Raw genomic sequence first — 21,174 nt, 5'->3', positions numbered from 1 at the left:
ATGCGATTCACGCTTGTGATCCCGGCGCTGGCGGCGTTGGCCATGACGCTGGCAGCTCCGGCCTACGCCCAGTACGAACGCGTATATGGTCCGGGCTATTATGGCCCCACCTACCGAGGACCCGCCACCCGAATGCATGCCTTTCGCGGCGCTTACAATCAGGGGCCGGCGGTTGATTCCTTCCTCTATGGTGACAGTTGGGTCCCGGAGCCGATCTTCGATCATTCGAGAACGGGTGGCATCGATCCGAATATCCGTCCATCGGACTGAGCTAAAAAGATCAATCCTCTACTGAAACCAACCGGCAGGCCGCGCGCCAGCCGGTTTTTTTCGTCTCACAGCCACTTCGCCACTTTGGTCGGAACGAAGTGGCGCAGCTGGTCGATCAGCACGGCCGGATCGGCATCCACGCAGATCGAATGCCGATGCTCGGGCGGCAGAAACTCGCAAGCCACGATGTGATCGATGAAGACGAGAAACGGACGGTAGAAATCGGAGATGTTCAAGAGACCAAGCGGTTTGTCGATCTCCGCAAGCTGGTTCATGGTCCAGACTTCCATCATCTCTTCCATCGTCCCGATGCCGCCGGGCATGGCGATGAAGGCGTCAGCGAGTTCGACCATCCGCTGCTTTCGGATTCGCAAGGATGCGACGATTTCGGTGTGGTGAAGACCCGGATGCGTATGGCCGCGCTGGCGCAGTTGTTCGGTGATCACGCCGTGCGCGGTACCGCCGGCGCCAATCAGGCTATCTGCGAGGACTCCCATCAGCCCCTTCGTCGTCCCGCCATAGACCAGCGTAATTCCCGCATCAACCAAGGCGCGGCCGAGACGGCGCGCGCCATCGGCATAGGCGTCGGTGTTGCCGAAGTTGGAGCCGCAGAAAACGGCGACGCTGGTGATGGAGCGCGGCACGATACTGGCCTTTCGCGTTGAGACTGGCTCCGCCATCATCCAGTGGAACGATCGCCGGATCAACCGGCCCCTCCGATGCGAACTTCGGAATCAAAGGAGCGCTAGCGCGCGGCGCGACCGGCGGCGGCGCGTTTCAACATTGCTTCGAGCGCATCGGTCGTGCAGGGCTTCGGCAACCTCGGCCTCTGCGAAAACGCGCCGCTCAACGCGGCCTCGCCATCATATCCGCTGACAAAAGCAAAGGGGATACCCAGCGTCTCCAGCCGCTCGGCGACTGCGAGACTGTTCTCGCGCACAAGGCCTATATCCAGCAGCGCGAAATCCGGAGCGCGCTCGTCGATAAGCTGAAGCGCGCGCGTCACGTTGCCGGCGGTGCGGACCGTCTTGACGCCGAGGCGAAGGATAGTGTCCTCGAAGTCAAGCGCGATGATCGGATCGTCCTCGACGATGAGAACATCCTCGGGGAGCCTGTCACGCAACACGTCCATCATCGCGGCCACGAAGGTTCCACCAAAAGGCTATGAGTTTCGGCAGGACAGTCCTGCCGGAGGCGCATCGTTGGGGCTGCCTCCTGTCCCCTGCATGAAACCACCACACGCCGCCGTCCGTTGTCTGTCCACTAGTGGACGGAACTAAGGAACCCATGCGGGTATTGTGAGACCTCGCCGGAAACAAACGAGGCGAACGAACGAGGCGAGCGGTCACCATGATTTCACCGGGAAAACCCGACCGGAGCGGCGAACGGCCCAACAACAACCTGTTGCGGCGGCTGAACGATGCCGACTTTGCGCTGATCGCACCCTACCTGTCGCAAGGCGAGTCGGCGTCCGACGACCTGCTCTATGACCCGGGCGACGACGTCGATACCGTACATTTTCCCTGCGGGGCGAGCCTTGCGTCCTATCTCGTTCCCAACGAAGACGGCCGGGATGTGGAGACGATTCTGGTTGGCCGCGAGGGCGCGGTCGGCGGCATCGTCAGCCTCGGTTATCTGCCGGCCTACACCCGCATCAACGTGAAATTCGGTGGGGTGTTCGCGCATCTGCCGATCGGGAAACTCGAACTGGCCAAGACGGCTTCCATATCGCTGCGCAATGTCTTCGCGCGTTATGCCGACTGCCTGCTGGCGCAGATGTTTCAATCGACCGCCTGCAATGCGATCCACTCCATCGAGCAGCGCACGGCGAAGTGGATCATCTCCGCGCTGGAGCGCACCGAGGGTCCCAATATCGTGCCCCTGACCCATGAGCAGTTGGCGACGCTGCTCGGCGTCGGCCGCAGCTATGCCAGCCGGGTGATCCAGATCTTCAAGTTGGAGGGGCTTGTGGAGACCCGGCGCGGCTCCATCGTGGTGCGCGACCCCGAGGGCCTGCGGCAGCGGGCCTGCCGATGTAACGAATCCGTCAAAAACCACTTTGAGGAGGTGCTGCGGGGCGTCTATCCGACCGAGGTTGTCCCCTAACAGCCACAAGCCGGTGTTTTCCGGGCCTATCGGCTAACCAATTCACAAATAACACATTGTTTTTCGGTGATTCCTGACTATATTGCGGCGCAGTAAGGGTGTGCCCGGTCCTTTTGGCCGGGCTTCCTTTTTGGATGCCTGAGCACCCTGTTTTGGGTGGCTGAGCAGCCTGACAAATCCAGGGTTTTGAGCGTGGTCCGGAAAAAGCGGGTCCCGGTTTTCCGGTGAGATCGCGCTCCCTTATTGTCTGACGCAGAAGAAACAAAAATGAACCTTCGCAACGTCGCCATCATCGCCCACGTCGACCACGGCAAGACCACGCTGGTCGATCGCCTGCTGCAGCAGTCCGGTGTCTACCGCGACAACCAGCGCCAGGTCGAGCGCGCCATGGATTCCAACGATCTGGAGCGCGAGCGCGGCATCACCATTCTGGCCAAGGCCGCCTCGGTGGAATGGAAGGGAACGCGCATCAACATCGTCGATACCCCCGGCCACGCCGATTTCGGTGGCGAAGTCGAGCGCATTCTCAACATGGTCGATGGCGCGCTGGTGCTGGTCGACGCCGCCGAAGGTCCGCTGCCGCAGACCAAATTCGTGGTCTCGAAGGCGCTGCGGATGGGCTTAAAGCCGATCGTCGTCATCAACAAGGTCGACCGCTCCGATGCGCGGCCGGTCGAGGTCATCAACGAAGTGTTCGATCTGTTCGCGGCGCTCGACGCGAGCGAGGAGCAGCTCGATTTCCCGATCCTTTACGGCTCGGCCAAGCAGGGCTGGATGGCAGCTTCGCTCGAGGCATCGCACGACGATGGCATGAAGCCACTGTTCGATCTGATCCTGAACCACGTCAAGCCGCCGGTGGTGGAGCAAGGCCCGTTCCGCCTGCTCGGCACCATCCTGGAAGCCAATCCCTATCTCGGCCGCATCATCACCGGCCGCATCTCTTCGGGCTCGGTCAAGCCGAACCAGAACGTCAAGGTGCTGGACCATAACGGCAAGCTGATCGAGACCGGCCGCATCACCAAGGTGCTGGCGTTCCGCGGCATCGAGCGCACGCCGATCGAGGAAGCGGAAGCCGGCGACATCGTGGCGCTCGCGGGTCTTCCGAACGCTACTGTTGCCCACACCATCTGCGATCCCGCGGTGGAGATGCCGATCCAGGCCCAGCCCATCGACCCGCCGACGCTGGCGATGACGTTCCGCGTCAACGATTCGCCGCTCGCCGGCACCGAAGGCAGCAAGGTCACCGGCCGCATGATCCGCGACCGTCTGTTGCGCGAGGCCGAGGGCAACGTCGCGCTCGGCGTGCGCGAATCCGACGACAGCGACGCGATGGAAGTCGCCGGGCGCGGCGAACTGCAGCTCGGCATCCTGATCGAGACCATGCGCCGCGAGGGCTTTGAGCTCTCGGTGTCGCGCCCTCGCGTCGTCCTGAAAAAGGACGAAGCGAACGGCGATTGGCAGGAGCCGATCGAGGAAGTCGTGATCGACGTCGACGAGGAGCATTCCGGCGTCGTCGTGCAGAAGATGAGCGAGCGCAAGGCCGAGTTGATCGAGATGCGCCCCTCGGGCGGCCATCGGCAACGGCTGGTGTTTTATGCGCCGACCCGCGGCCTGATCGGCTATCAGGGCGAACTGCTCACCGACACCCGCGGCACCGCGGTGATGAACCGCCTGTTCCATGGTTACGCCGCCTACAAGGGCGACATCCAGGGCCGTCGCAACGGGGTGTTGATCTCCAACGATCAGGGCGAGGCGGTCGCCTATGCCATGTTCAAGCTGGAAGACCGCGGCCCGATGATGATCGAGCCCGGCTGGAAGGTCTACAAGGGCATGATCGTCGGCGAGCATACCCGCGACAATGATCTCGAGATCAACGTGCTGAAGGGCAAGCAGCTCACCAACATCCGCACCACGTCCAAGGATGAAGCGGTGCGCCTGACGCCGCCGATCAAGATGACGCTGGAAAAGGCGCTGGCCTATATCGAGGATGACGAGCTGGTCGAGATCACCCCGAAGTCGATCCGCCTGCGCAAGAAGTTCCTCGATCCGAACGATCGCAAGCGCGCCGAAAAAGCCAGGCAGGCGGTGGCGTAAGAGAGGCGAATAGCCAATGGGGAGCGGCGAATAGAGGCGTTCCCGTGCCGTTCGCTTTCCGATAGCCTACTCGCTATTCGCTACTCACTATTCGCCTTACACATGTCTTTCCCTTCGGACATAAATGTCGCCATCATCGGCGCGGGCGCCGCAGGCCTTGGCGCCGGCCATGCGCTGAAGCGCGCCGGCGTCTCGTTTGTCGTGCTGGAGGCGCGCGATCGCGCCGGTGGCCGCGGTCACACCATCATGGCCGCGCCCGACGTGACTTTCGATCTCGGCTGCGGCTGGCTGCACTCGGCCGACCGGAACGCCTTCGTCAAAATCGCCGGCCAGCTTGGTTTCGAGATTGACCGGACGCTGCCGCCATGGCGCGACCGCATCGCCGTCGGCAACGCTTTTCCGCCGGCAGACCGCGCCGAGTTTCTCCGCGCGCTCGACGAGTTTTTCGATCGGCTGGAAGAAGCGGCCAAGGAGGCGGCCAAGACCGGCGTCGACCGTCCTGCCAATGTTTGCCTAAAACCCGGCAACCGCTGGAATCCGATGATCGATGCGATCTCGACCTATATCAACGGCCGCGAGCTCGACCAGGTGTCGGTTCTCGACTTCGACGCCTACGAGGATACCAATATCAATTGGCGGGTGCGCCGCGGCTATGGCGCGCTCATGGGAGCCTATGGCGCATCGCTGCCGATTGCGTTCGGTTGCGAGGTCACGCTGATCGATCATTCCGGCAGACGCCTGCGCATCGAGACCTCGCAAGGCACGCTTCCCGCCGACAAGGTGATCGTGACCGTGCCGACCAACCTGATCGCGCAAGAAGCGATCCGCTTCGTTCCGCCGCTGCCGGAAAAAGTCGATGCCGCCGCGCACCTGCCGCTGGGATTGGCCGACAAGGTGATGCTCGCACTCGACGGCGCCGAAGAGATGCCCGCCGACGGCAATCTGCGCGGCATGACCATGCGCACGGAAATGGGCACGTATCACCTGCGGCCGTTCGGGCAAGCCTGCGTCGAGGGCTTTTTCGGCGGACGTTTCGCGCAGGCGCTGGAAGATGAGGGCGACGGCGCGATCGCGGCGCATGCCATCGACGAGATCGTGGCGTTTCTCGGCAACGATTTTCGCCGCAGGCTGAAACCGCTGAAGGAATCGCGCTGGGCGCATGATCGCTTCGCCCGCGGCTCCTATTCGCACGCGCTGCCGGGCCATGCGGGCAAGCGCACCGTGCTCGCCGCGCCGGTCGATGGCCGCCTGTTCTTCGCGGGCGAAGCCACCTCGCCGAACTTTTTCTCCACCGCCCATGGCGCGCATGATTCAGGGGAGAGGGCGGTGAAAGAGGTGGTGCAGTCGCTGTCATTCCGGGATGGTGCGTAAGCACCAGACCCGGAATCTCGAGATCCCGGTTTCGCCTCTGGCGAGGCGCCCCGGGATGACGCCTTCGCCGTCACTCCATCACCCTCCCCCGCATCTCAGCATCCGGCACGAAGCACGCATCGTACTTTCCGAAAATCCGGTAGCGATTTTTAGCGACGAGATTGTAGACCGCATCACGAAGCGGCATCGGCACGGCGAACAACACACGCGTCCATCGATAGCCCGGCAGGTTCGACAGCACCGTCAATGCCGCATCGGATTTGAACCAGGCCACGCCACCGTGGATCACCGCATTGGTGTCGGGATCATCGGGGTCGATGCCGAAAGTGCGCGCCAGCCGTGTGCCGTAATTCGACTGGATCGCGGTAAAGCGAAATCGCTTCGCCTCATCGCGCGCCGCGACGAAACGAATCCAGCGCGAGCAGAATACGCAGACGCCGTCATAAAGAATCACATCGTCGTCAGGCCACGCCGGCATCAGCGGCTATCCAGGGTTGCGAGCGCGACCAGCATCAGCACGATTGCGGGTCCTGTCTTGACCAGAGCCCCGAGCGGCTCGATCCAGAGATCGGGCGTCAGGATCGCCGCGCCTAACATATAGCCGAGTGAGGCCAGAATTCCCCATCCCAATCCGAAGACGCAGGTGCGGCGGAACGAGATCAAAACGCCGATCATCATATCCATCAGGCCGGTGAGAACCGTGATCGGCGCGATCAGCGACAACGGGAAATGGTGCGAATTCAAGATACCGGCTGCGGCATCATAAGAGACAAACAGCGCGATGAAGCCGGAAACGCCCCAGAACACGACAAGGCTTGCAATGACCATCGCCTTGATCAGATAAAGCCGCGCGAACCATTTCTCCTGAATAGTCGCCCCGCGCGGCACCGCAAGGTTCAATTCGATCGGAACGATTCCGGTTGCGCTCATCCATGCCGAGGGATCGCCGCTCACGCCGCGGCCCAATTCGGCCATCGCCGTCGAGCGCAGCGGCGATTGCCAGCCTAGCCAACCGACAAGGTCCGCCAGTTTCACGCTGATGGTGAGCAAGGAGGCCGGAACGCGAATCCGCGGCCACTCGCGCGTGCCAAAAGATCGGCGAAATGCCCCGATCACGTCACCCAACGTGACTGGCTGCTTCTGCATCAGGTCCCAGGTCACAGAATTGGCTGCGGCCTCATCAACGTCGCGCGCCGCAAGCCAACTCGCGGTCGCCGCGATGTCCTCCACCGCAACGGGCTGGAGCGCTCTTGCAGATTCGGCTGTTGGCAGCGCCAACGGCGTGGCGGCGAACGCACGGACCATAGCGCTGCCGCCAAAAGCCGCGGGCGCAATCACGAAGCCGGGCCGCAGGATCGCGTAGCGAACGCCGGATGTGGCAATCATCGCGTCGGCCTCGCGCTTGGTGATGCTGAAAGCGGTGAGATCGTCCTTCTCGACACCAGGAATCGAGATGTGGATCAGGCGAATGGCGCGACCGCTTGCCTTGATCGCGCAAAGCAGGCGCTGAACGAAATCGCGGTGCACGGCGGCCGTGTCGCTGCCGGGGCCATCCTGAAGTACACCCAGGCAATTGACCACGACGTCGATTGTCCGTTCGCACAGCATTTGCGTAAGCGCAACTGCATCCATCGTCATGATCGGCCGCTCGAGATCGAGCGGGCTCGTCTTTTGCGCCGGCACGAATTTCCGAGCCACGGCGGTCACCTGAAAACCCCGCGAACGCAGGTCGTCGGTTAGAAATCGACCGATCAGTCCTGAAGCGCCGAAGATGAGAACGTTGCGAGGCAGCATCATGGTCCGCCGCCTTAAATGGGCTTTGCTATCATCAGCCAGAGAATGATCATGACCGAGCCGAAGCCGGGAACGCCGAACGCCAACCAGCGGCGAAACAACGCAAAGTAACGCGGCGGCAACGGGTGCGCCTTCTCCGCCGCGAGGCGCGCCAGATCGCGCATCTCGATCTGCATGAAGACCACAGGAATCCAGAACGCTCCCGCCACGGCGTATAGCGCCAGCGATACCATCAGCCAGCTCTCGGCCAAGCTTGTCGCAGACAACATCATCAGCAGTCCGCCGCTGATGGGCTGCACGATCACGGCACTCAGGGTGAAGATCATGTCGGCGATGACGACCACCGCAGCCGTGTGCGCGATAAACGCAGCATCGCGGCTGCGATGCGCGATGAGCATGAAAAACGCGATCCCGCTGCCCGTGCCCAAAATGACGATCGCGCCGAGGACGTGCAGATATTTGACGGCGAAATAGACGGTCACGGCTTCTTCGCCCGCGCGAGAGGCTGCGGCGATGATCCTTTCAGCGCGCGGTCGAGTTCGGCAGGCAGTAGCTTCACGCCGTTCTCGGTCTCGGCGATCCAATGCCCCTCGCCGTCATAGGCCGGCAGCACGCGGAAATCGGCCTTGCCGCCGCTCGATCGAAACGCGTCGGCCATTTTCCGTGAAAAATCCGGCGGAAAATAGCTGTCGTTGGCGGCGACCAGCCAGCTGACGGGAATGCGCGCGCCGCGGCCGAATTCGCCGGCTGCCGCAAGCAGCGTATGCGGGGCGCAAATCTGGTTGGGGATACCGTTGGGCTGGCCGCCGCGACCGGGGGCGAAGGCGATGATCGCCGCGATCTCGGCCGGATCGGAATTGGCAAGCGCGAGCGCGCCCCATCCGCCCGCGGAATGCCCGATGATTACCGTGCCGTCACGCCGAATGAAGGGCTGCTGGCGCAGGTAGGTCGCGGCGGCGGCGATTTCGTCCGCGGTGGCCCGGCCGGCATGGACGTAGTCCGCGCCGTCACAGCCGCCCTGGTCTTCCAGATAGCTGCCCCCGGTGGCGCCGTGGCCCGGACGTTCCGGCACCAGCACGGCAAAACCGCGCGCGACCAATAGCTCGGCCAGCGGCCGGTATTTCGGCTGCGGCATCATCACGCGGAGCACCGTGTTCTGGGTCGACGCATGCGCAATGACCGCCAGCCGAAAGGGGCCTTGACCTGTGGGGCGAAACAGGACGGCGTGCGAAGCGACGTTTGGATCGCCTGACGGCACCAGCCAGGCCTGCTCGCGATCGGGCTCCCCTTCCGTGCCTTGCGGGCCAAAGGTGACTTGCGCGGCCGCGGTTTGCGACCACAGCACGGCAAGCAGAAACGGCACGAAAACGGCCCTAAGCAAAGGCATTCATCACCTCATCGCCGCGCTGCAAGACGAGGTATCCGCAAGGTCGCTCACGGCGAATCAAATCCTGCGCCTCATCTCGTGATGTCAGAAGTTAAGAACCGCTAGTGCCCACTTTCCGAAGTTCGTACACCGCCTCAGCACGCATCATTTACGAACTTCGGAAAGTCATGGGTACTAGCAAAATTTTGATGCTAGTGCCGCTTTCCATTTGACGTTCCTGAACGAATTTGCCGCTTGCGGTACAGAAACGCCAAATGGGCGGCACTAACCGACCCGTCCATTCCGCCATATCCGGCATCAAAATGCCTCGTCTCTGTCCGCTTTTCGGGACAGACCGCCGCGGACTGATGCAGAAAGTCCACAGGTTAACCGATAATTAACGATAGACCTTGAAGCCGGGCCGCTGACTTGCTTTGATCAGGTCATGAGCACAACCCTGATCGAAGTCCGGCCGGCCAAAGCTGCTGATGCGGCAGCGGTGGCATCCACCCATGACGAGGCGTGGCGTGCGGCCTATCAGGGCATCATTCCCGGCTCCGAGCTTGAGAAACTGATCAACCGCCGCGGTCCGCAATGGTGGGATTCGGCGATTCGCAAGGGCAGCCGCGTCAGCGTGCTGGTGTTTGGCGACAAGGTTGCCGGCTATGCCAATTACGGCCGCAACCGCGCCCGCAGCCTGCACTTCGAAGGCGAGATTTACGAGCTCTATCTTCGCCCTGAATTCCAGGGCCTCGGCTTCGGCCGCCGCCTGTTCTCGGCCGCACGGCGCGACCTGATGCAGAGCGGCCTGAAGAGCATGGTGATCTGGGCGCTTTCCGACAATGAGCCGGCGACCGAGTTCTATCGCGCGCTCGGCGGCCGCATGGTGGCTCGCTCCTCCGAAAAGTTCGGCCCGAAGTCGCTCGACAAGGTCGCCTTCGCCTGGACCAACTGATTTCCGACTGCGATCATCTGCCGTCGTTGCCGGGCATAGCCGTTCGAAGAACGGCGTCGCTTCCGCTAACCTAAGGCATTCCAACTCCCGGAGCCATCCATGCGCGTTGAAGCGATCTCGATCGGCGTCGATCCTCCCCGCGAGGTCAACGTCATCATTGAAGTGCCGGCCGGCGGCGAGCCGATCAAATACGAACTCGACAAGGAAGCCGGCACCCTGGTGGTCGATCGTTTCCTGTATACGGCGATGCGCTATCCCGGCAATTACGGGTTCATTCCGCACACGCTGTCCAATGATGGCGATCCCTGCGACGTGCTGGTCGCCAACACACGCGCCATCGTGCCGGGTGCCGTGATGAGCGTGCGGCCGGTCGGCGTGCTGCTGATGGAGGATGAGGCCGGCGGCGACGAGAAGATTATCGCGGTGCCGTCATCGAAGCTGACGCAGCGTTACGACAAGATCAGGACCTATAGCGACCTGCCCGACATCACGTTGCAGCAGATCCGGCATTTCTTCGAGCACTACAAGGATCTCGAGCCCGGCAAATGGGTGAAGGTGCTGCGCTGGGGCGGCGCTGACGATGCCCATCAACTGATCGCAGAGGGCATCGCGCGGGCGAAGGGGAAGTAACGACATAGTCGTCATTCCGGGATGGTCCGAAGGACCAGACCCGGAATCTCGAGATTCTCCGATGTGCAAGTGCACATCGTAGCTCACTCGCTTCGCTCGTGCCCCGGAATGACGGCGTAATAACTACCGCCCTCACACCCCCGGCTTCGGCAGGCCCGCAATCGCGCAGGCTGCACGCAGCGTGTTGACCAGCAGGCACGCCACCGTCATCTGGCCAACACCGCCCGGCACCGGCGTGATGGCGCCCGCGACTTCCGAGACTTCCGCAAAGGCGACGTCGCCGACGAGGCGCGTCTTGCCGTTGACGTCCGAGAGGCGGTTGATGCCGACGTCGATCACGGTCGCACCCGGCTTGATCCAGTCGGCGCGCACCATTTCCGGCCTGCCGACGGCGGCATAGACCAGATCGGCGCGGGCGCATAAGTGCTTCAGGTCGCGCGAACGCGAATGCGCGATCGTCACCGTAGCGTTTTCGTTGAGCAACAACTGCACCAGCGGCCGGCCGACAAGGTTGGAGCGGCCGATCACGATCGCATTCATGCCTTCGAGTGAGGCATGCACGCTCTTGCTCAAGATGATGCAGCCGAGCGGCGTGCAGGGCGACAGCGCAGAAAATCCGCCAGCGAGCCGGCCGGCATTATTCGGATGCAGGCCATCGACGTCCTTGGCCGGATCGATCGCATTGACGACGGCTTCGGTGTTCAGCGCCTTCGGCAGTGGCAGTTGCACCAGGATGCCATGCACCAGCGGATCGCGGTTGAGCCGCGCGATCAGCGCCAGCAGATCGGCCTGCGCGACGTTCTCCGGCAAGACATGTTCGAAGGAGGCCATGCCGGCCTCCTGCGTTTGCTTGTGTTTGGAGCGGACATAGACCTGGCTGGCGGGATCGTGACCGACCAGAACCACCGCGAGCCCCGGCGTCAGTTCGTGATCGCTCCTGACCCGGGCGACCTCGCTCGCCACCCGCGCGCGAAGCTCTGAGGCGATGCGTTTTCCGTCGATGATCTGCGCCGTCATTCGCTCACGCGATCAGAAGACGTTCGGATAAATGTAATACTCGATCACCCGCTCGACGAAGTAGATGATCAGGATCAGAATGATCGGCGAGATGTCGAGCCCGCCCAGATTGGGCATGACGGAACGGATCGGCGCGAGCAGCGGCTCGGTGATCCGGTACAGAAACTCTCCCGCCATCGCCACGAACTGGTTGCGTGTGTTCACAACATTGAAGGCGATGAGCCAGGACAGAATGGCAGCCGCGATCAGCAGCCAGACATAGAGCTGCAGGACGATGAGAATGATGTCGAGAACGGCGCGCATGGCGGGACTGGCTCGCTGGAATCGTGGACGAAACCCCCGCTAAATACCGGGTCCGTGCGGGGCAAACAAGGCGAGTTCCCGGTAAAACACCGGAAAAACAACGATTTCGCCGTTCTTGACTTGGCCTCCGCGCGGATTGTAAATGGCGCCGATTGCTGGCGGTTTCTTGGCATTTTGCCGCAGCGATTTGGGGCCATAGCTCAGCTGGGAGAGCGCGTCGTTCGCAATGACGAGGTCGGCGGTTCGATCCCGCCTGGCTCCACCAACCTTCGCAGGCTACGCCCGCTTCGGCTGGGCAAGCCAGTTAATAGCGAAGGCTGCCACGCCGTAGCCCGGAGGGCGGCGGCGGGCCGATTGTTGCGCCGCTACTCCGCCGCTTCCGCCATCGCGATTTCGGGCACCCGGCTGAGCCAGCCATCGAGGAATTGCTTCAGCCAGGCGCGCTCGGCGACGTCGTAGCAGCCACGTTCCGCAAAATGCTGCTGGCGCGGATAGGCGCCTGGCATGTCCAGCCGATCGGCACCGCACACCGTCCAGCGGCACATCATCGCGTAGGTCACGTCGGGATGAAATTGCAGACCGAAGGCATTGCCGAAACGAATGGCCTGGTTGGGAAAATCGCCGCCTTGTGCAAGGAGCTCGCCGCCGGCGGGCAGTTCGAATCCCTCGCGGTGCCAGTGATAGACCTCGTCGGGCCAGCTCGCGCAGACCTTCAGCCCGGCCAACGTGGGCCGGATCGGGTAATAACCCATCTCGACGCGGCCGTGCGGATGCGGCGCGACGCGGGCACCGAGATGCATCGCGAGCATTTGCGCGCCAAGGCAAATTCCGAGTAACGGCCGCCGCTCAATCAGCGGCACCGCGATCCAGTCGATCTCGCGGCGAACATAGTCGTCGGGATCGTTGGCGCTCATCGGCCCGCCGAAAATGACCGCGCCGGCATGTGCCGACAGCGTCTGCGGCAGCGCATCGCCAAAACGCGGACGCCGGATGTCGAGTTGATAGCCGAGCGCCCGCAGCGCGTTGCCGATACGGCCCGGCGTCGAGTTTTCCTGGTGCTGGACGATCAGGACGGGACGAAGCGAAGACGCCGCGGGCCGCGCCATCGCGGATGCGGCATCACGCACAAGACCGATTTTGGCGGAGGGCGACATCGACCTTTCTTCTCGCTAGCCTCCGCGAGCTTAACCAACAAATCGTTAATTTCGGGTGAGTTGCGGGCGTGGTGCGCGCTTCCTAGCGCGGGCGGGTCTGAAAGCGGGCCACCGCCGCCAGGATGAATCCGCGCGGGAAGAACCGCAGCATGAACGGCACGATCTTGATGCCAAGGCCCGGCAGCACCGCGCGCTTGTTGGCCATCAACCCGCGATACGCTTGCGCAGCGACCTCTGCCGAGGAAACGTTGAGCACCGCGGAATCGAGTCCGGGTTCAAAGCCTGCCCGCGTCTGAAATTCAGACGGCACCGGACCTGGACAGAGCGCGGTGACGCGGACGCCCTTCGGACCCAGCTCGGCGCGCAAGGCCTCGGTGAACGACAGCACATAGGCTTTGGAGGCGTAATAGACCGCCATGCCCGGCCCCGGGAGGAAGCCCGCGATCGACGCGACGTTGAGGATTCCGCCGCGGTTTCGGATCAGCTGATCGGCAAAGCGCAGCGACAGATCGGTGAGCGCACGAATATTCACCGCGATCATCCCGAGCTGCTCCTTGCGGTCGAGCTCGATGGCACCGCCGAACAAACCGAAGCCCGCATTGTTGACGACGAATTCGCATTCGGCGTTCGCATTGGTCAGCGCGGCAGCGATCTTGTCGCCGGCGTCGGGTTGTTCGAGATCGCAAGCGATCGCGATCGGCGTGGGAAACCGCTTGGCCGCGATTTCCGTAGCCAGCGCCTGCAGGCGGTCCGCCCGGCGTGCCACCATCGCCACGCGATGGCCGTTGGAAGCAAAGACGCGCACCAGATCGGCGCCAATCCCCGCCGAGGCACCCGTAATCAGCGTCACCCGCTCAGTCACGATTTTCCTTGCCACCCAGTAAGTACCGCCCAATCGGGGATTTTGCTTATGCGGGATATCGCCCGCCTGCAAGCGTTTCGAGCCTTCTGCAAGGTACGATCGGGCAGAAATCAGCACCGCCAGAAACACGCAGAAATGCGGGCGGGCTACATCAAGGAATTTTTATGGACCTGGCGCGCAAGAGGCCGGGATGATGGTGACATTTGGACCGTGGACTTCTAACCGCCTGACACGGCGGAGGACTGCCTGGCGGCGACACGGTGCTTGAGGTCGATCCGGTCGCGCTGGGACACGCCGAGCAAATCGGCCGCACGCCAAACCACATTATCCTCGAATTCGCTGACCTGACCGTCGGCGTATACCAGCTCCCACATCATCTCGACGATCCGCAGGCGTCCGGCATCGTCGACCGAACGCATGATGACGCTGGTGAAATGATAGAGATCGACCGCTTCGCCCTCGACCAGCGTTGCGGAGGCGATCAGCTTGTCGGCGGTGCCGTGATCGAGGCCGAAACTGCTTTCGATCAGGCTGTGGAGCTTGCGCCTTTCCGCATCCGACGGTTCGCCGTCGAGCGAAATGACGTGGATGAGCAGCGCGGTCGCGGCCAGCCGGTAGCCGTTGTCGTCGAGGTCACGTGGCTCATGTGCGGGAGAAATAACCTCAGTGATAAATTGGCGCAGTCCGTCGAGCATCAGAGGTCTCTAGATAGCTTCGCTTCAGATCTATATGGCGTGGAACACGAACTCACGCAATCGGCGCGTGTTCCCCGAACGGATTACCTTTCGGCAATGTTGCCTACGGAATTTCGTAGACCAGGACCTTGTCGGCGATGCCGCGCAACGCGGCCTCCTTCTGGATCGGCTTGATCGCCCGCTCCCGCAAAATGGCCGAAACCGCGGGCACCTCGACCACGCCGCCGGTCGCATGAATCGCCTTTGAGGTTGCGAGCCCCTGAACCCGCGCCGCGATATTCACGGTCTGGCCGAAATAGTCCTGCCGCTCGTTGAGCATGACTGCCAGGCAAGGGCCTTCGTGAATGCCGATCTTGACCACTAGATCGTCGGTACCGCGCTCGGCATTCAGCCCATCCATCGCCGCGCGCATCTTGAGCCCCGCGGTGATCGCATGCTCCGGCTTGACGAAGGTCGCCATCACGGCGTCGCCGATGGTTTTCACCACGGCGCCTTTTTCCGAGGCAATGATCTCGAGCAGCGCCCGGAAATGCGCGCGCACCAGGTCGAAAGCGGCGAGATCGCCGACACGCTCGTATAGCGCGGTCGAACCCTTCAGGTCAGTGAACAGGAAGGTGAGCGAGGTGATCTTCAACCGCTGATCGATGTGGAGATTGTCGGCCTTGAATACGTCGCGGAAGGTCTGATTGGACAGCATCCGCTTGGCGGTGAGAAACGGCCGGCGCTTGCCGAGCAACTGATGCAGCTCTTCGGCCGCGATGAAAACCGTCGGCAGCGTCCGCACCCCGGCCTGGTTGTCGAGCGAAAGCCGCAGGGGGCCCGGACGGAGCGTGATCGAGCCGGTCGGCGGGTGCGACTTGTCGTAAACCAGCGAAAGCTGCTGGCGTTCCCTGGTCGGCTCGCCCTGTACGTCGATGAAATGCGCCGAGTGCGTCACCGGTTCAAACGCGATGATGAATTGCGGCGGCAATTGCAACGACAAAACGGCGCGCTCGCCGGCGGGCAGTTCCAGCGAATCGAGCGTCCCCACGTCGGTCAGCGTGGCGAACGACTCCTCGTTGAGGTCGATGCCCGAACTCCAGAACACCTGCTTGTAATATTCCCACAATGGCAGCGTGTTCGGATCATGGGCGGCGATGCGCTTGACCTTGGGGCTCACCGTGAAGGCGACTTCCACTTGCTCGTCGACGGAAGCTTCGTAGCCGCAGGCGCATAATCCGCAGTGATAGTCCTCGCTGCGCAGCGATTTCAGCGTGTCGTGCGCATCGAGCACGCCGCTGCATCCCGGACAAAGCACGTTCCAGGTCAGGTCGAACAGGCCGAGCCGCGAGGCGTGCAGGAATCCCGAGATCGCCTGCTCCTCGTCAAGGCCGTTGGTCTTGGCAAATTCCAGAACATTGACGCGGTTGAGTTTGTGATCTTCGCCATTCTGGACGAGGTGTGCGATCGCATCGGCAACCGCCGGATCGGCGTTTTGCTTCAACATGGAAAACTGCGCCTTCAATTCACTCATGATTTCGGACCCATCTTAGATTGCGCGCAAGTGAGCCGAGTCAGCGCGGCGAGATCTGGAACATCGGCGAGCGATCCGGCTGGGTCGTCACCACACCCGTCGGCATGATCGGCTCCCTGTCCACGAGCGTAACGTGGAACGCCGCGATGATCCGCGCCAGCGCCAGCGTCGCCTCGACCAGCGCAAAATGCGCGCCAATGCAGACACGCGGACCGACGCCAAACGGCAGATAGGCAAAGCGGTCGGGCGGCGGTTCCGGCGCCAGGAAGCGTTCGGGCACGAACGCATTCGGATCGCGCCACAGTTTTTCGTGACGGTGCAACAGCCATGGCGAAATCAGGATCACGTCACGCTTCGCGATCGGCAGGCCGGCAACTTCATCCGCGCCAAGCGCGGACCGCGCGATCAGAAAGGCGGGTGGATAAAGCCGCATGGTCTCATCGATCACGGCGCGGGTGAACTTCAACCGCTCGAGGTCAGCCTCGCCATTGCCCGAGAGCTGCCGCGCCTCGCTTGCCACCTGTTCCTGCACGACCGGGTCGAGCGCCAGCAAATACAGCGACCAGAACAGCGCCGTGGCGGTGGTCTCGTGACCGGCGAGAATCATGGTCGCAACCTCGTCGCCGAGCTGCGTCTCGCTGAACGCATCGCCGGTTTCCGGATCGCGCGCGGCACCCATCAGGTCGAACAGATCGCGGGCCGGCGCGCCTTCCGCCTTTCCGGCGGCGCGGCGCTCCGCCATCAGCATGCCGACGAAGCGGGTCCAGCGCTTGCGGAAACGCGCCCGCGCAAAATCACGCGGGCTTGGCCAATCCCGCGGCAACACCAGATCGAGGAAATGGGGCCGCGCCAGGGTGTCGCCATACTCCATCACGAAGTCGCGCAATGTCGCGCCGTGACGTTCCATGCCGAACGAGAACATCGTCCGGCCGGCAATCTCGAGCGTCATTCGCTGCATCTTCTCGCGCAAATCGACCGGCTCGTTGCTGACGCGGCGCAGATTGGCGACGGTTTCATCGGTCACCGCGACCATATGCGGAATGAGGGTTGCGACCGCACGCGGCGTGAAGGCCGGGGCCAGCGTGCGCCGCTGGTGCTTCCAGGGCCGTCCTTCCGCGATCAGCAGGCCCTCCCCCAGCATCGGACGCAGCACGCGGAAACCGGTCGGCGTGCGGGAATAATTCTCGTAATTGTCGACCAGCACATGGCGGATCGCATCCGGCGTGTTGAGGATGAAACTGGAATTGAACAGGAAGCGGCCGCGAAGGACATCTTCCTCATAGGCGCGCTGGCCCCAGGTTCCGATGGCGCTTTCGCGCATCTTCGCCATCCGCTGCAGCGCCGTCATGCTCTCCGGGGCCCGCGGCGGGCTCGGAGGAACCAGTCGCCGGCGCGGGCTACGGATATCCCAGGTTTCGGCTATGCTCACGGATATCGTCCTTCGGCTTTGGATGGGGCAAGATCTCGTCTCGCCGCTTGCGAGCATATCAGCTTCAAAATCCCGACGCCATGAAGGCGCCCCTCTGGGACCCCGGTGATCGGCGGATTGTGACAGCGGAACGATCTTGGGTATTTTGCGATGACGAATCGGGTGCGTGCCGGACCTCAACGGGTATGCTCGATTCCGGAGGAAAGTCGCCCGCAATGGAAGAAACCATGACGGAACAGCCGAAGCGCCCGATATTGGCCACCGACGGTATTGCAGCGCCGCTGCGCCATATTGCGTTCCGCCGGATCTGGTCGGCGAGCCTGCTGTCCAACCTCGGCCTCCTGATTCAGGCGGTTGGCGCGGCCTGGGCGATGACCCAGATGACATCCTCCGCCGACAAGATCGCGCTGGTGCAGACCGCGCTGATGCTTCCAGTGATGCTGATCGCAATGCCGGCCGGCGCGATCGCCGACATGTATGACCGCCGCGTCGTCTCGCTGATCTCGTTGTCGATCGCGTTGTTGGGCGCGACCGCGCTGACGGCGCTGGCCTGGTTCGGGCTTGTCACGCCGGACAGCTTGCTGGCCCTGTGCTTTGTGGTCGGCAGCGGCATGGCGCTGTTCGGGCCCGCCTGGCAATCGTCGGTAAACGAGCAGGTGCCGGTCGACATGCTGCCCTCCGCCGTGGCCCTGAACGGCATCAGCTACAACATCGCGCGCAGTTTTGGACCCGCGATCGGCGGCATCGTCGTCGCCACCGCAGGCGCCGTTGCGGCGTTTGCCGCCAATGCCGTTCTCTACCTTCCGCTGGTCGTGGCGTTGTTCGTCTGGCGCCGCGAGAGCGTGCCGTCGCGACTGCCGCGCGAACGTCTCAACCGGGCGATCGTCTCGGGCGTGCGCTACATCGCCAATTCTCCCTCGATCAAGATCGTGCTGGCGCGCACGCTCGTGACCGGCCTGATCGGCGGGTCGATATCGGCGCTGATGCCGCTGGTGGTGCGCGACCTCCTGCATGGCGGCGCGCAGACCTATGGCATCATGCTCGGCGCTTTCGGCATGGGCGCGGTGATCGGCGCGCTCAATATTGGCGAAGTTCGCAAGCGCCTGAGCGGCGAGGCCGCGGTGCGCGCCTGCGCTTTATCGATGGGCGGCGCCATTGCCGCGGTGGCGCTGAGCCATGAACCGGTGCTGACGGTGGCCGCGCTGGTCGTGGCCGGCGCGGTCTGGATGCTGGCGGTCGCCCTGTTCAATATCGGAGTGCAGCTTTCAGCGCCGCGCTGGGTCGCCGGACGATCGCTGGCGATTTTCCAGGCCTCGATCTCCGGTGGTATTGCGATCGGAAGCTGGGGCTGGGGGCAGCTCACGGATGCCGCGGGCGTCGAAACCGCGCTGCTGGTTTCGGCAGGCTTGATGGTGCTCTCGCCGCTGCTCGGCATCTGGCTGAAAATGCCGCGCGTCGGCGCACGCAACGAGGATGCCGAAATGCTGGCCGATCCGGAGGTGCAGTTGTCGCTGACCGGACGTAGCGGGCCGCTCGTGGTCGAGATCGAATACCGTGTGGCGCAGGACAACGCTCGCGCCTTCCACAACGTCATGCAGGAAGTCCAGCTCTCGAGGCAACGCAACGGCGCTTACGGCTGGTCGATCGCGCGCGACATTGCCGATCCCGAACTATGGACCGAGCGCTACCATTGCCCGACCTGGTTCGACTATCTGCGTCAGCGCAGCCGCTCCACGCAGTCCGAACGCGCGCTGCATCAGCGCGCGATGGATTTTCATCTCGGGCCCGGCCCGGTGCGCGTCCGCCGCATGCTGGAACGGCCGTTCGGCTCGGTGCGCTGGAAGGAAGACACGCCCGACCGCGCGGCCAATGAAGTGCTGCCGGTGGCGTCCGCTGCGGCGGGCAGCAGTACTTAGGAGTTTACTGGCCGTTCTCGGTCAGGACCTTGTCGCAGGCCCGGCTGAGCCGGGCGCGATGCTGCTTCAGACACTCCAGCACCACCGAGTCGCCGTCGTTGATGCGCGCGCGGCAGAAGCGGGTCACGTCACGCGCGCAGGCATCGTGACCTTGCTGCGCCGGGACAGGTGAGGCCGCGAAGGCCTGCGCCGCAAAAATTCCGAGCAGGACGAACAAACTTCTGAGCATCAATCAAAACCTTCATCGCTGCAATGGCGGCGATGAAAGTCTGCTTGGGCAACGAAGTCAATGCGCGGATCAACGCATCCATCGATGGTTCGCCTGAGGCGACGCGGCGAACGTCAGAGCCGGCGCGATCTGTCGCCGCCACAGCCGAAATGGCACGATGTTGGGGGAGCGTTAACAACTCTTTCCCATAAATGGCTAAACGGAAGTTTTCGTTTTCGCATTAACGGAAGAGTAACCATGCGTAACGCGTTGGGCCTGATGCTGATGAGTGTGGTGGCGGCCGCGTTGATCGCCACCGGTGGCTGGTTCTGGACAGCACCGGCAAGAAGCGCCGCCAAAGCCAAGGCCGTTGCCGCCGCGCAAGCCGCGCCTGCGCCGCCCCCCGCGTCCGCCAAGCTCGCCGCCAACCACGATCCGGTCGAAGTGACCGGCAGCATCCCGGAAGCGCCGCATGCTCCCGCTCCGCAGCCGAGAGAGGCCGCGTGCGCCAATCCGGATGCACTCGGCGTTTCCCGCGTCGTCGAGGTCGACACCACGGGCGGACCCGGCTTCGGCTTCGAGCAATTCAAGCAGTTCGATTTTCTGGCTGACAAGGAGGTCGTGCTGACCTTCGATGACAGTCCGTGGCCGGTCAACACGCCGGCGGTGCTCAAGGCGCTCGCCGACCAATGCACCAAGGCGGTGTTCTTCTCGATCGGCAAGCACGCCAGCTATCATCCCGAGTTGCTGCGGCAGGTCCTGGCGGCCGGTCACACGGTCGGCACGCACACCTGGTCGCATGCCAATCTGAATTCGAAGAAGATGAACGAGCAACTCGTCAAGGACGAGATCGAAAAGGGCATCAGCGCCGTCAAGCTCGCGCTTGGCACCGCGCCCGCGCCGTTCTTCCGCTTTCCGGAATTGCAGCAAAACGCGGCGGCCGTGGCCTATCTCGGCACGCGCAACATCGCGATGTTTTCCTGCGACCTCGATTCCTTCGACTTCCGGGCCAAGAGCCCGGAGCAGGTCATCAACACCGTGATGACCAAGCTGCAGAAGCAGGGCAAAGGCATCATCCTGATGCACGACTTCCAGAAACACACCGCCGAAGCGATGCCCGAATTGCTTCTTCGTCTGAAGGCCGGCGGCTACAAGGTCGTGTTCATGAAGCCCAAGGCGCCGGTGCAGACCTTGCCTGAGTACGACGAGGAGATGATGAAGGAAATGAAGATTTCCGTCTCCACCAGCGTACGCCCGGTGAGCAGCGTCATTCAGACCGTTTCCCAGTAAGCCGCAAGAGATCGAAACGCCCGATGCGACTTGTGCCCGGGCAGGACGAGTGCGGTGAATTTGAAGTTCCTATCAGTTTCGCGGTAACCTCGTCATAGGAACTTCAAATTCTAAACCGCACTAGAATCATATAATTGGCTAGTGCTCCTTTGATTCCGAAGTTCGTAAACGTGGAGCCGCAATATGATACGAACTTCGGAA

General features: G+C 62.8%; 22 protein-coding genes and 1 tRNA gene. 9 read left to right on the top strand and 14 right to left on the bottom strand.

Annotated elements, in window-relative coordinates:
- The gene (locus M6D32_RS01335; RefSeq protein WP_298252597.1) at positions 1-270 is read left to right on the top strand and encodes a hypothetical protein; all 270 of its coding nucleotides are present in this window, start codon (positions 1-3) and stop codon (positions 268-270) included.
- A 65-nt stretch (positions 271-335) separates the two neighbouring features.
- On the opposite strand, the gene M6D32_RS01330 is transcribed toward M6D32_RS01335, so the two are convergent.
- Together M6D32_RS01330 and M6D32_RS01325 are read right to left on the bottom strand one after the other, a co-directional pair.
- Positions 336-914, bottom strand: a complete 579-nt coding sequence (locus M6D32_RS01330; RefSeq protein WP_298252595.1) for a TIGR00730 family Rossman fold protein — start codon at positions 912-914, stop codon at positions 336-338.
- A 101-nt stretch (positions 915-1,015) separates the two neighbouring features.
- Positions 1,016-1,405 carry a response regulator gene (locus M6D32_RS01325; RefSeq protein ID WP_298252723.1) on the bottom strand — a complete coding sequence of 130 codons (390 nt, stop codon included), beginning with the start codon at positions 1,403-1,405 and terminating at the stop codon, positions 1,016-1,018.
- Between the two features lie 215 nt (positions 1,406-1,620).
- Here M6D32_RS01325 and M6D32_RS01320 point away from each other — a divergent pair, with 215 nt between their 5' ends.
- The 3 genes from M6D32_RS01320 to M6D32_RS01310 all read left to right on the top strand — a co-directional run bounded on the left by M6D32_RS01320 (position 1,621) and on the right by M6D32_RS01310 (position 5,841).
- A complete protein-coding gene (locus tag M6D32_RS01320; protein ID WP_298252593.1) occupies positions 1,621-2,376 on the top strand; it encodes a helix-turn-helix domain-containing protein in 756 nt (251 codons plus the stop codon).
- Between the two features lie 267 nt (positions 2,377-2,643).
- Positions 2,644-4,470 (top strand): translational GTPase TypA, encoded by a 1,827-nt coding sequence (gene typA, locus M6D32_RS01315; protein ID WP_298252591.1) that lies wholly within the window; start codon positions 2,644-2,646, stop codon positions 4,468-4,470.
- A gap of 102 nt (positions 4,471-4,572) precedes the next feature.
- Positions 4,573-5,841: an NAD(P)/FAD-dependent oxidoreductase gene (locus M6D32_RS01310; RefSeq protein WP_298252589.1), complete on the top strand. Its 1,269-nt coding sequence runs from the start codon at positions 4,573-4,575 to the stop codon at positions 5,839-5,841.
- A 70-nt stretch (positions 5,842-5,911) separates the two neighbouring features.
- Here M6D32_RS01310 and M6D32_RS01305 read toward each other — a convergent pair whose 3' ends face one another.
- Genes M6D32_RS01305 through M6D32_RS01290 form a run of 4 tightly spaced genes read right to left on the bottom strand, consistent with a single transcriptional unit; the run spans position 5,912 to position 9,022 of the window.
- Positions 5,912-6,319: a thiol-disulfide oxidoreductase DCC family protein gene (locus tag M6D32_RS01305; protein WP_298252587.1), complete on the bottom strand. Its 408-nt coding sequence runs from the start codon at positions 6,317-6,319 to the stop codon at positions 5,912-5,914.
- On the bottom strand, positions 6,319-7,635 hold the full coding sequence (locus M6D32_RS01300) for an SDR family oxidoreductase (RefSeq protein ID WP_298252720.1): 1,317 nt from the start codon (positions 7,633-7,635) through the stop codon (positions 6,319-6,321). The genes M6D32_RS01305 and M6D32_RS01300 overlap by 1 nt, the downstream gene beginning before the upstream one ends.
- Before the next feature lie 14 nt (positions 7,636-7,649).
- Positions 7,650-8,117, bottom strand: a complete 468-nt coding sequence (locus M6D32_RS01295; protein WP_298252585.1) for a DUF2269 domain-containing protein — start codon at positions 8,115-8,117, stop codon at positions 7,650-7,652.
- Positions 8,114-9,022 carry an alpha/beta fold hydrolase gene (locus M6D32_RS01290; protein ID WP_298252583.1) on the bottom strand — a complete coding sequence of 303 codons (909 nt, stop codon included), beginning with the start codon at positions 9,020-9,022 and terminating at the stop codon, positions 8,114-8,116. Before M6D32_RS01290 ends, M6D32_RS01295 begins: the two co-directional genes overlap by 4 nt.
- A 424-nt stretch (positions 9,023-9,446) precedes the next feature.
- On the opposite strand from M6D32_RS01290, the gene M6D32_RS01285 reads away from it, so the two are divergent.
- Positions 9,447-9,956, top strand: a complete 510-nt coding sequence (locus M6D32_RS01285; protein ID WP_298252581.1) for a GNAT family N-acetyltransferase — start codon at positions 9,447-9,449, stop codon at positions 9,954-9,956.
- A 99-nt stretch (positions 9,957-10,055) separates the two neighbouring features.
- The gene (gene ppa, locus M6D32_RS01280) at positions 10,056-10,586 is read left to right on the top strand and encodes an inorganic diphosphatase (RefSeq protein ID WP_298252579.1); all 531 of its coding nucleotides are present in this window, start codon (positions 10,056-10,058) and stop codon (positions 10,584-10,586) included.
- A gap of 132 nt (positions 10,587-10,718) precedes the next feature.
- Here the strand turns inward: ppa and folD are convergent, their stop codons facing one another.
- Positions 10,719-11,603, bottom strand: coding sequence for a bifunctional methylenetetrahydrofolate dehydrogenase/methenyltetrahydrofolate cyclohydrolase FolD (gene folD, locus M6D32_RS01275; protein ID WP_298252577.1), 885 nt, complete (start codon positions 11,601-11,603; stop codon positions 10,719-10,721).
- 12 nt (positions 11,604-11,615) lie between these two features.
- The gene (locus M6D32_RS01270; RefSeq protein WP_298252575.1) at positions 11,616-11,906 is read right to left on the bottom strand and encodes a YggT family protein; all 291 of its coding nucleotides are present in this window, start codon (positions 11,904-11,906) and stop codon (positions 11,616-11,618) included.
- A gap of 189 nt (positions 11,907-12,095) precedes the next feature.
- Between M6D32_RS01270 and M6D32_RS01265 the strand changes: the two genes are divergently transcribed.
- Positions 12,096-12,171 (top strand) — tRNA-Ala (locus M6D32_RS01265).
- Positions 12,172-12,271: 100 nt separating this feature from the next.
- Here M6D32_RS01265 and M6D32_RS01260 read toward each other — a convergent pair.
- The 5 genes from M6D32_RS01260 to M6D32_RS01240 all read right to left on the bottom strand — a co-directional run bounded on the left by M6D32_RS01260 (position 12,272) and on the right by M6D32_RS01240 (position 17,559).
- Positions 12,272-13,060: a glutamine amidotransferase gene (locus M6D32_RS01260; RefSeq protein WP_298252573.1), complete on the bottom strand. Its 789-nt coding sequence runs from the start codon at positions 13,058-13,060 to the stop codon at positions 12,272-12,274.
- 82 nt (positions 13,061-13,142) lie between these two features.
- The gene (locus tag M6D32_RS01255) at positions 13,143-13,922 is read right to left on the bottom strand and encodes an SDR family oxidoreductase (protein ID WP_298252718.1); all 780 of its coding nucleotides are present in this window, start codon (positions 13,920-13,922) and stop codon (positions 13,143-13,145) included.
- A 218-nt stretch (positions 13,923-14,140) separates the two neighbouring features.
- Complete coding sequence (locus M6D32_RS01250) at positions 14,141-14,617, bottom strand: TerB family tellurite resistance protein (protein ID WP_298252571.1); 477 nt, start codon at positions 14,615-14,617, stop codon at positions 14,141-14,143.
- A gap of 103 nt (positions 14,618-14,720) precedes the next feature.
- A complete protein-coding gene (locus M6D32_RS01245; RefSeq protein WP_298252569.1) occupies positions 14,721-16,130 on the bottom strand; it encodes an adenylate/guanylate cyclase domain-containing protein in 1,410 nt (469 codons plus the stop codon).
- Positions 16,131-16,170: 40 nt separating this feature from the next.
- On the bottom strand, positions 16,171-17,559 hold the full coding sequence (locus tag M6D32_RS01240; protein ID WP_298252567.1) for a cytochrome P450: 1,389 nt from the start codon (positions 17,557-17,559) through the stop codon (positions 16,171-16,173).
- A gap of 227 nt (positions 17,560-17,786) precedes the next feature.
- Between M6D32_RS01240 and M6D32_RS01235 the strand changes: the two genes are divergently transcribed.
- Positions 17,787-19,475 (top strand): MFS transporter, encoded by a 1,689-nt coding sequence (locus tag M6D32_RS01235; RefSeq protein WP_298252565.1) that lies wholly within the window; start codon positions 17,787-17,789, stop codon positions 19,473-19,475.
- 4 nt (positions 19,476-19,479) lie between these two features.
- Here M6D32_RS01235 and M6D32_RS01230 read toward each other — a convergent pair whose 3' ends face one another.
- Positions 19,480-19,704: a cysteine rich repeat-containing protein gene (locus tag M6D32_RS01230; protein WP_298252563.1), complete on the bottom strand. Its 225-nt coding sequence runs from the start codon at positions 19,702-19,704 to the stop codon at positions 19,480-19,482.
- A gap of 237 nt (positions 19,705-19,941) precedes the next feature.
- Here M6D32_RS01230 and M6D32_RS01225 point away from each other — a divergent pair, with 237 nt between their 5' ends.
- The gene (locus M6D32_RS01225; protein ID WP_298252561.1) at positions 19,942-20,973 is read left to right on the top strand and encodes a polysaccharide deacetylase family protein; all 1,032 of its coding nucleotides are present in this window, start codon (positions 19,942-19,944) and stop codon (positions 20,971-20,973) included.
- The last annotated feature ends 201 nt before the right edge of the window (positions 20,974-21,174 follow it).

The sequence above is a fragment of the Bradyrhizobium sp. genome (assembly GCF_027307225.1).
GTDB lineage: Bacteria > Pseudomonadota > Alphaproteobacteria > Rhizobiales > Xanthobacteraceae > Bradyrhizobium.
The sequence above is the reverse complement of the archived record's forward strand: the minus strand, read 5'-3'. Positions and strand labels throughout refer to the sequence as shown.

Excerpts from the sequence above, each read along its gene's own strand:
- M6D32_RS01335 (WP_298252597.1), top strand. The coding sequence starts at position 1 with ATGCGATTCACGCTTGTGATCCCGGCGCTGGCGGCGTTGGCCATGACG.
- M6D32_RS01325 (WP_298252723.1), bottom strand. The coding sequence starts at position 1,405 with ATGATGGACGTGTTGCGTGACAGGCTCCCCGAGGATGTTCTCATCGTC.
- M6D32_RS01320 (WP_298252593.1), top strand. The coding sequence starts at position 1,621 with ATGATTTCACCGGGAAAACCCGACCGGAGCGGCGAACGGCCCAACAAC.
- typA (WP_298252591.1), top strand. The coding sequence starts at position 2,644 with ATGAACCTTCGCAACGTCGCCATCATCGCCCACGTCGACCACGGCAAG.
- M6D32_RS01310 (WP_298252589.1), top strand. The coding sequence starts at position 4,573 with ATGTCTTTCCCTTCGGACATAAATGTCGCCATCATCGGCGCGGGCGCC.
- M6D32_RS01305 (WP_298252587.1), bottom strand. The coding sequence starts at position 6,319 with ATGCCGGCGTGGCCTGACGACGATGTGATTCTTTATGACGGCGTCTGC.
- M6D32_RS01300 (WP_298252720.1), bottom strand. The coding sequence starts at position 7,635 with ATGCTGCCTCGCAACGTTCTCATCTTCGGCGCTTCAGGACTGATCGGT.
- M6D32_RS01290 (WP_298252583.1), bottom strand. The coding sequence starts at position 9,022 with ATGCCTTTGCTTAGGGCCGTTTTCGTGCCGTTTCTGCTTGCCGTGCTG.
- M6D32_RS01285 (WP_298252581.1), top strand. The coding sequence starts at position 9,447 with ATGAGCACAACCCTGATCGAAGTCCGGCCGGCCAAAGCTGCTGATGCG.
- ppa (WP_298252579.1), top strand. The coding sequence starts at position 10,056 with ATGCGCGTTGAAGCGATCTCGATCGGCGTCGATCCTCCCCGCGAGGTC.
- folD (WP_298252577.1), bottom strand. The coding sequence starts at position 11,603 with ATGACGGCGCAGATCATCGACGGAAAACGCATCGCCTCAGAGCTTCGC.
- M6D32_RS01270 (WP_298252575.1), bottom strand. The coding sequence starts at position 11,906 with ATGCGCGCCGTTCTCGACATCATTCTCATCGTCCTGCAGCTCTATGTC.
- M6D32_RS01260 (WP_298252573.1), bottom strand. The coding sequence starts at position 13,060 with ATGTCGCCCTCCGCCAAAATCGGTCTTGTGCGTGATGCCGCATCCGCG.
- M6D32_RS01250 (WP_298252571.1), bottom strand. The coding sequence starts at position 14,617 with ATGCTCGACGGACTGCGCCAATTTATCACTGAGGTTATTTCTCCCGCA.
- M6D32_RS01245 (WP_298252569.1), bottom strand. The coding sequence starts at position 16,130 with ATGAGTGAATTGAAGGCGCAGTTTTCCATGTTGAAGCAAAACGCCGAT.
- M6D32_RS01235 (WP_298252565.1), top strand. The coding sequence starts at position 17,787 with ATGACGGAACAGCCGAAGCGCCCGATATTGGCCACCGACGGTATTGCA.
- M6D32_RS01230 (WP_298252563.1), bottom strand. The coding sequence starts at position 19,704 with ATGCTCAGAAGTTTGTTCGTCCTGCTCGGAATTTTTGCGGCGCAGGCC.
- M6D32_RS01225 (WP_298252561.1), top strand. The coding sequence starts at position 19,942 with ATGCGTAACGCGTTGGGCCTGATGCTGATGAGTGTGGTGGCGGCCGCG.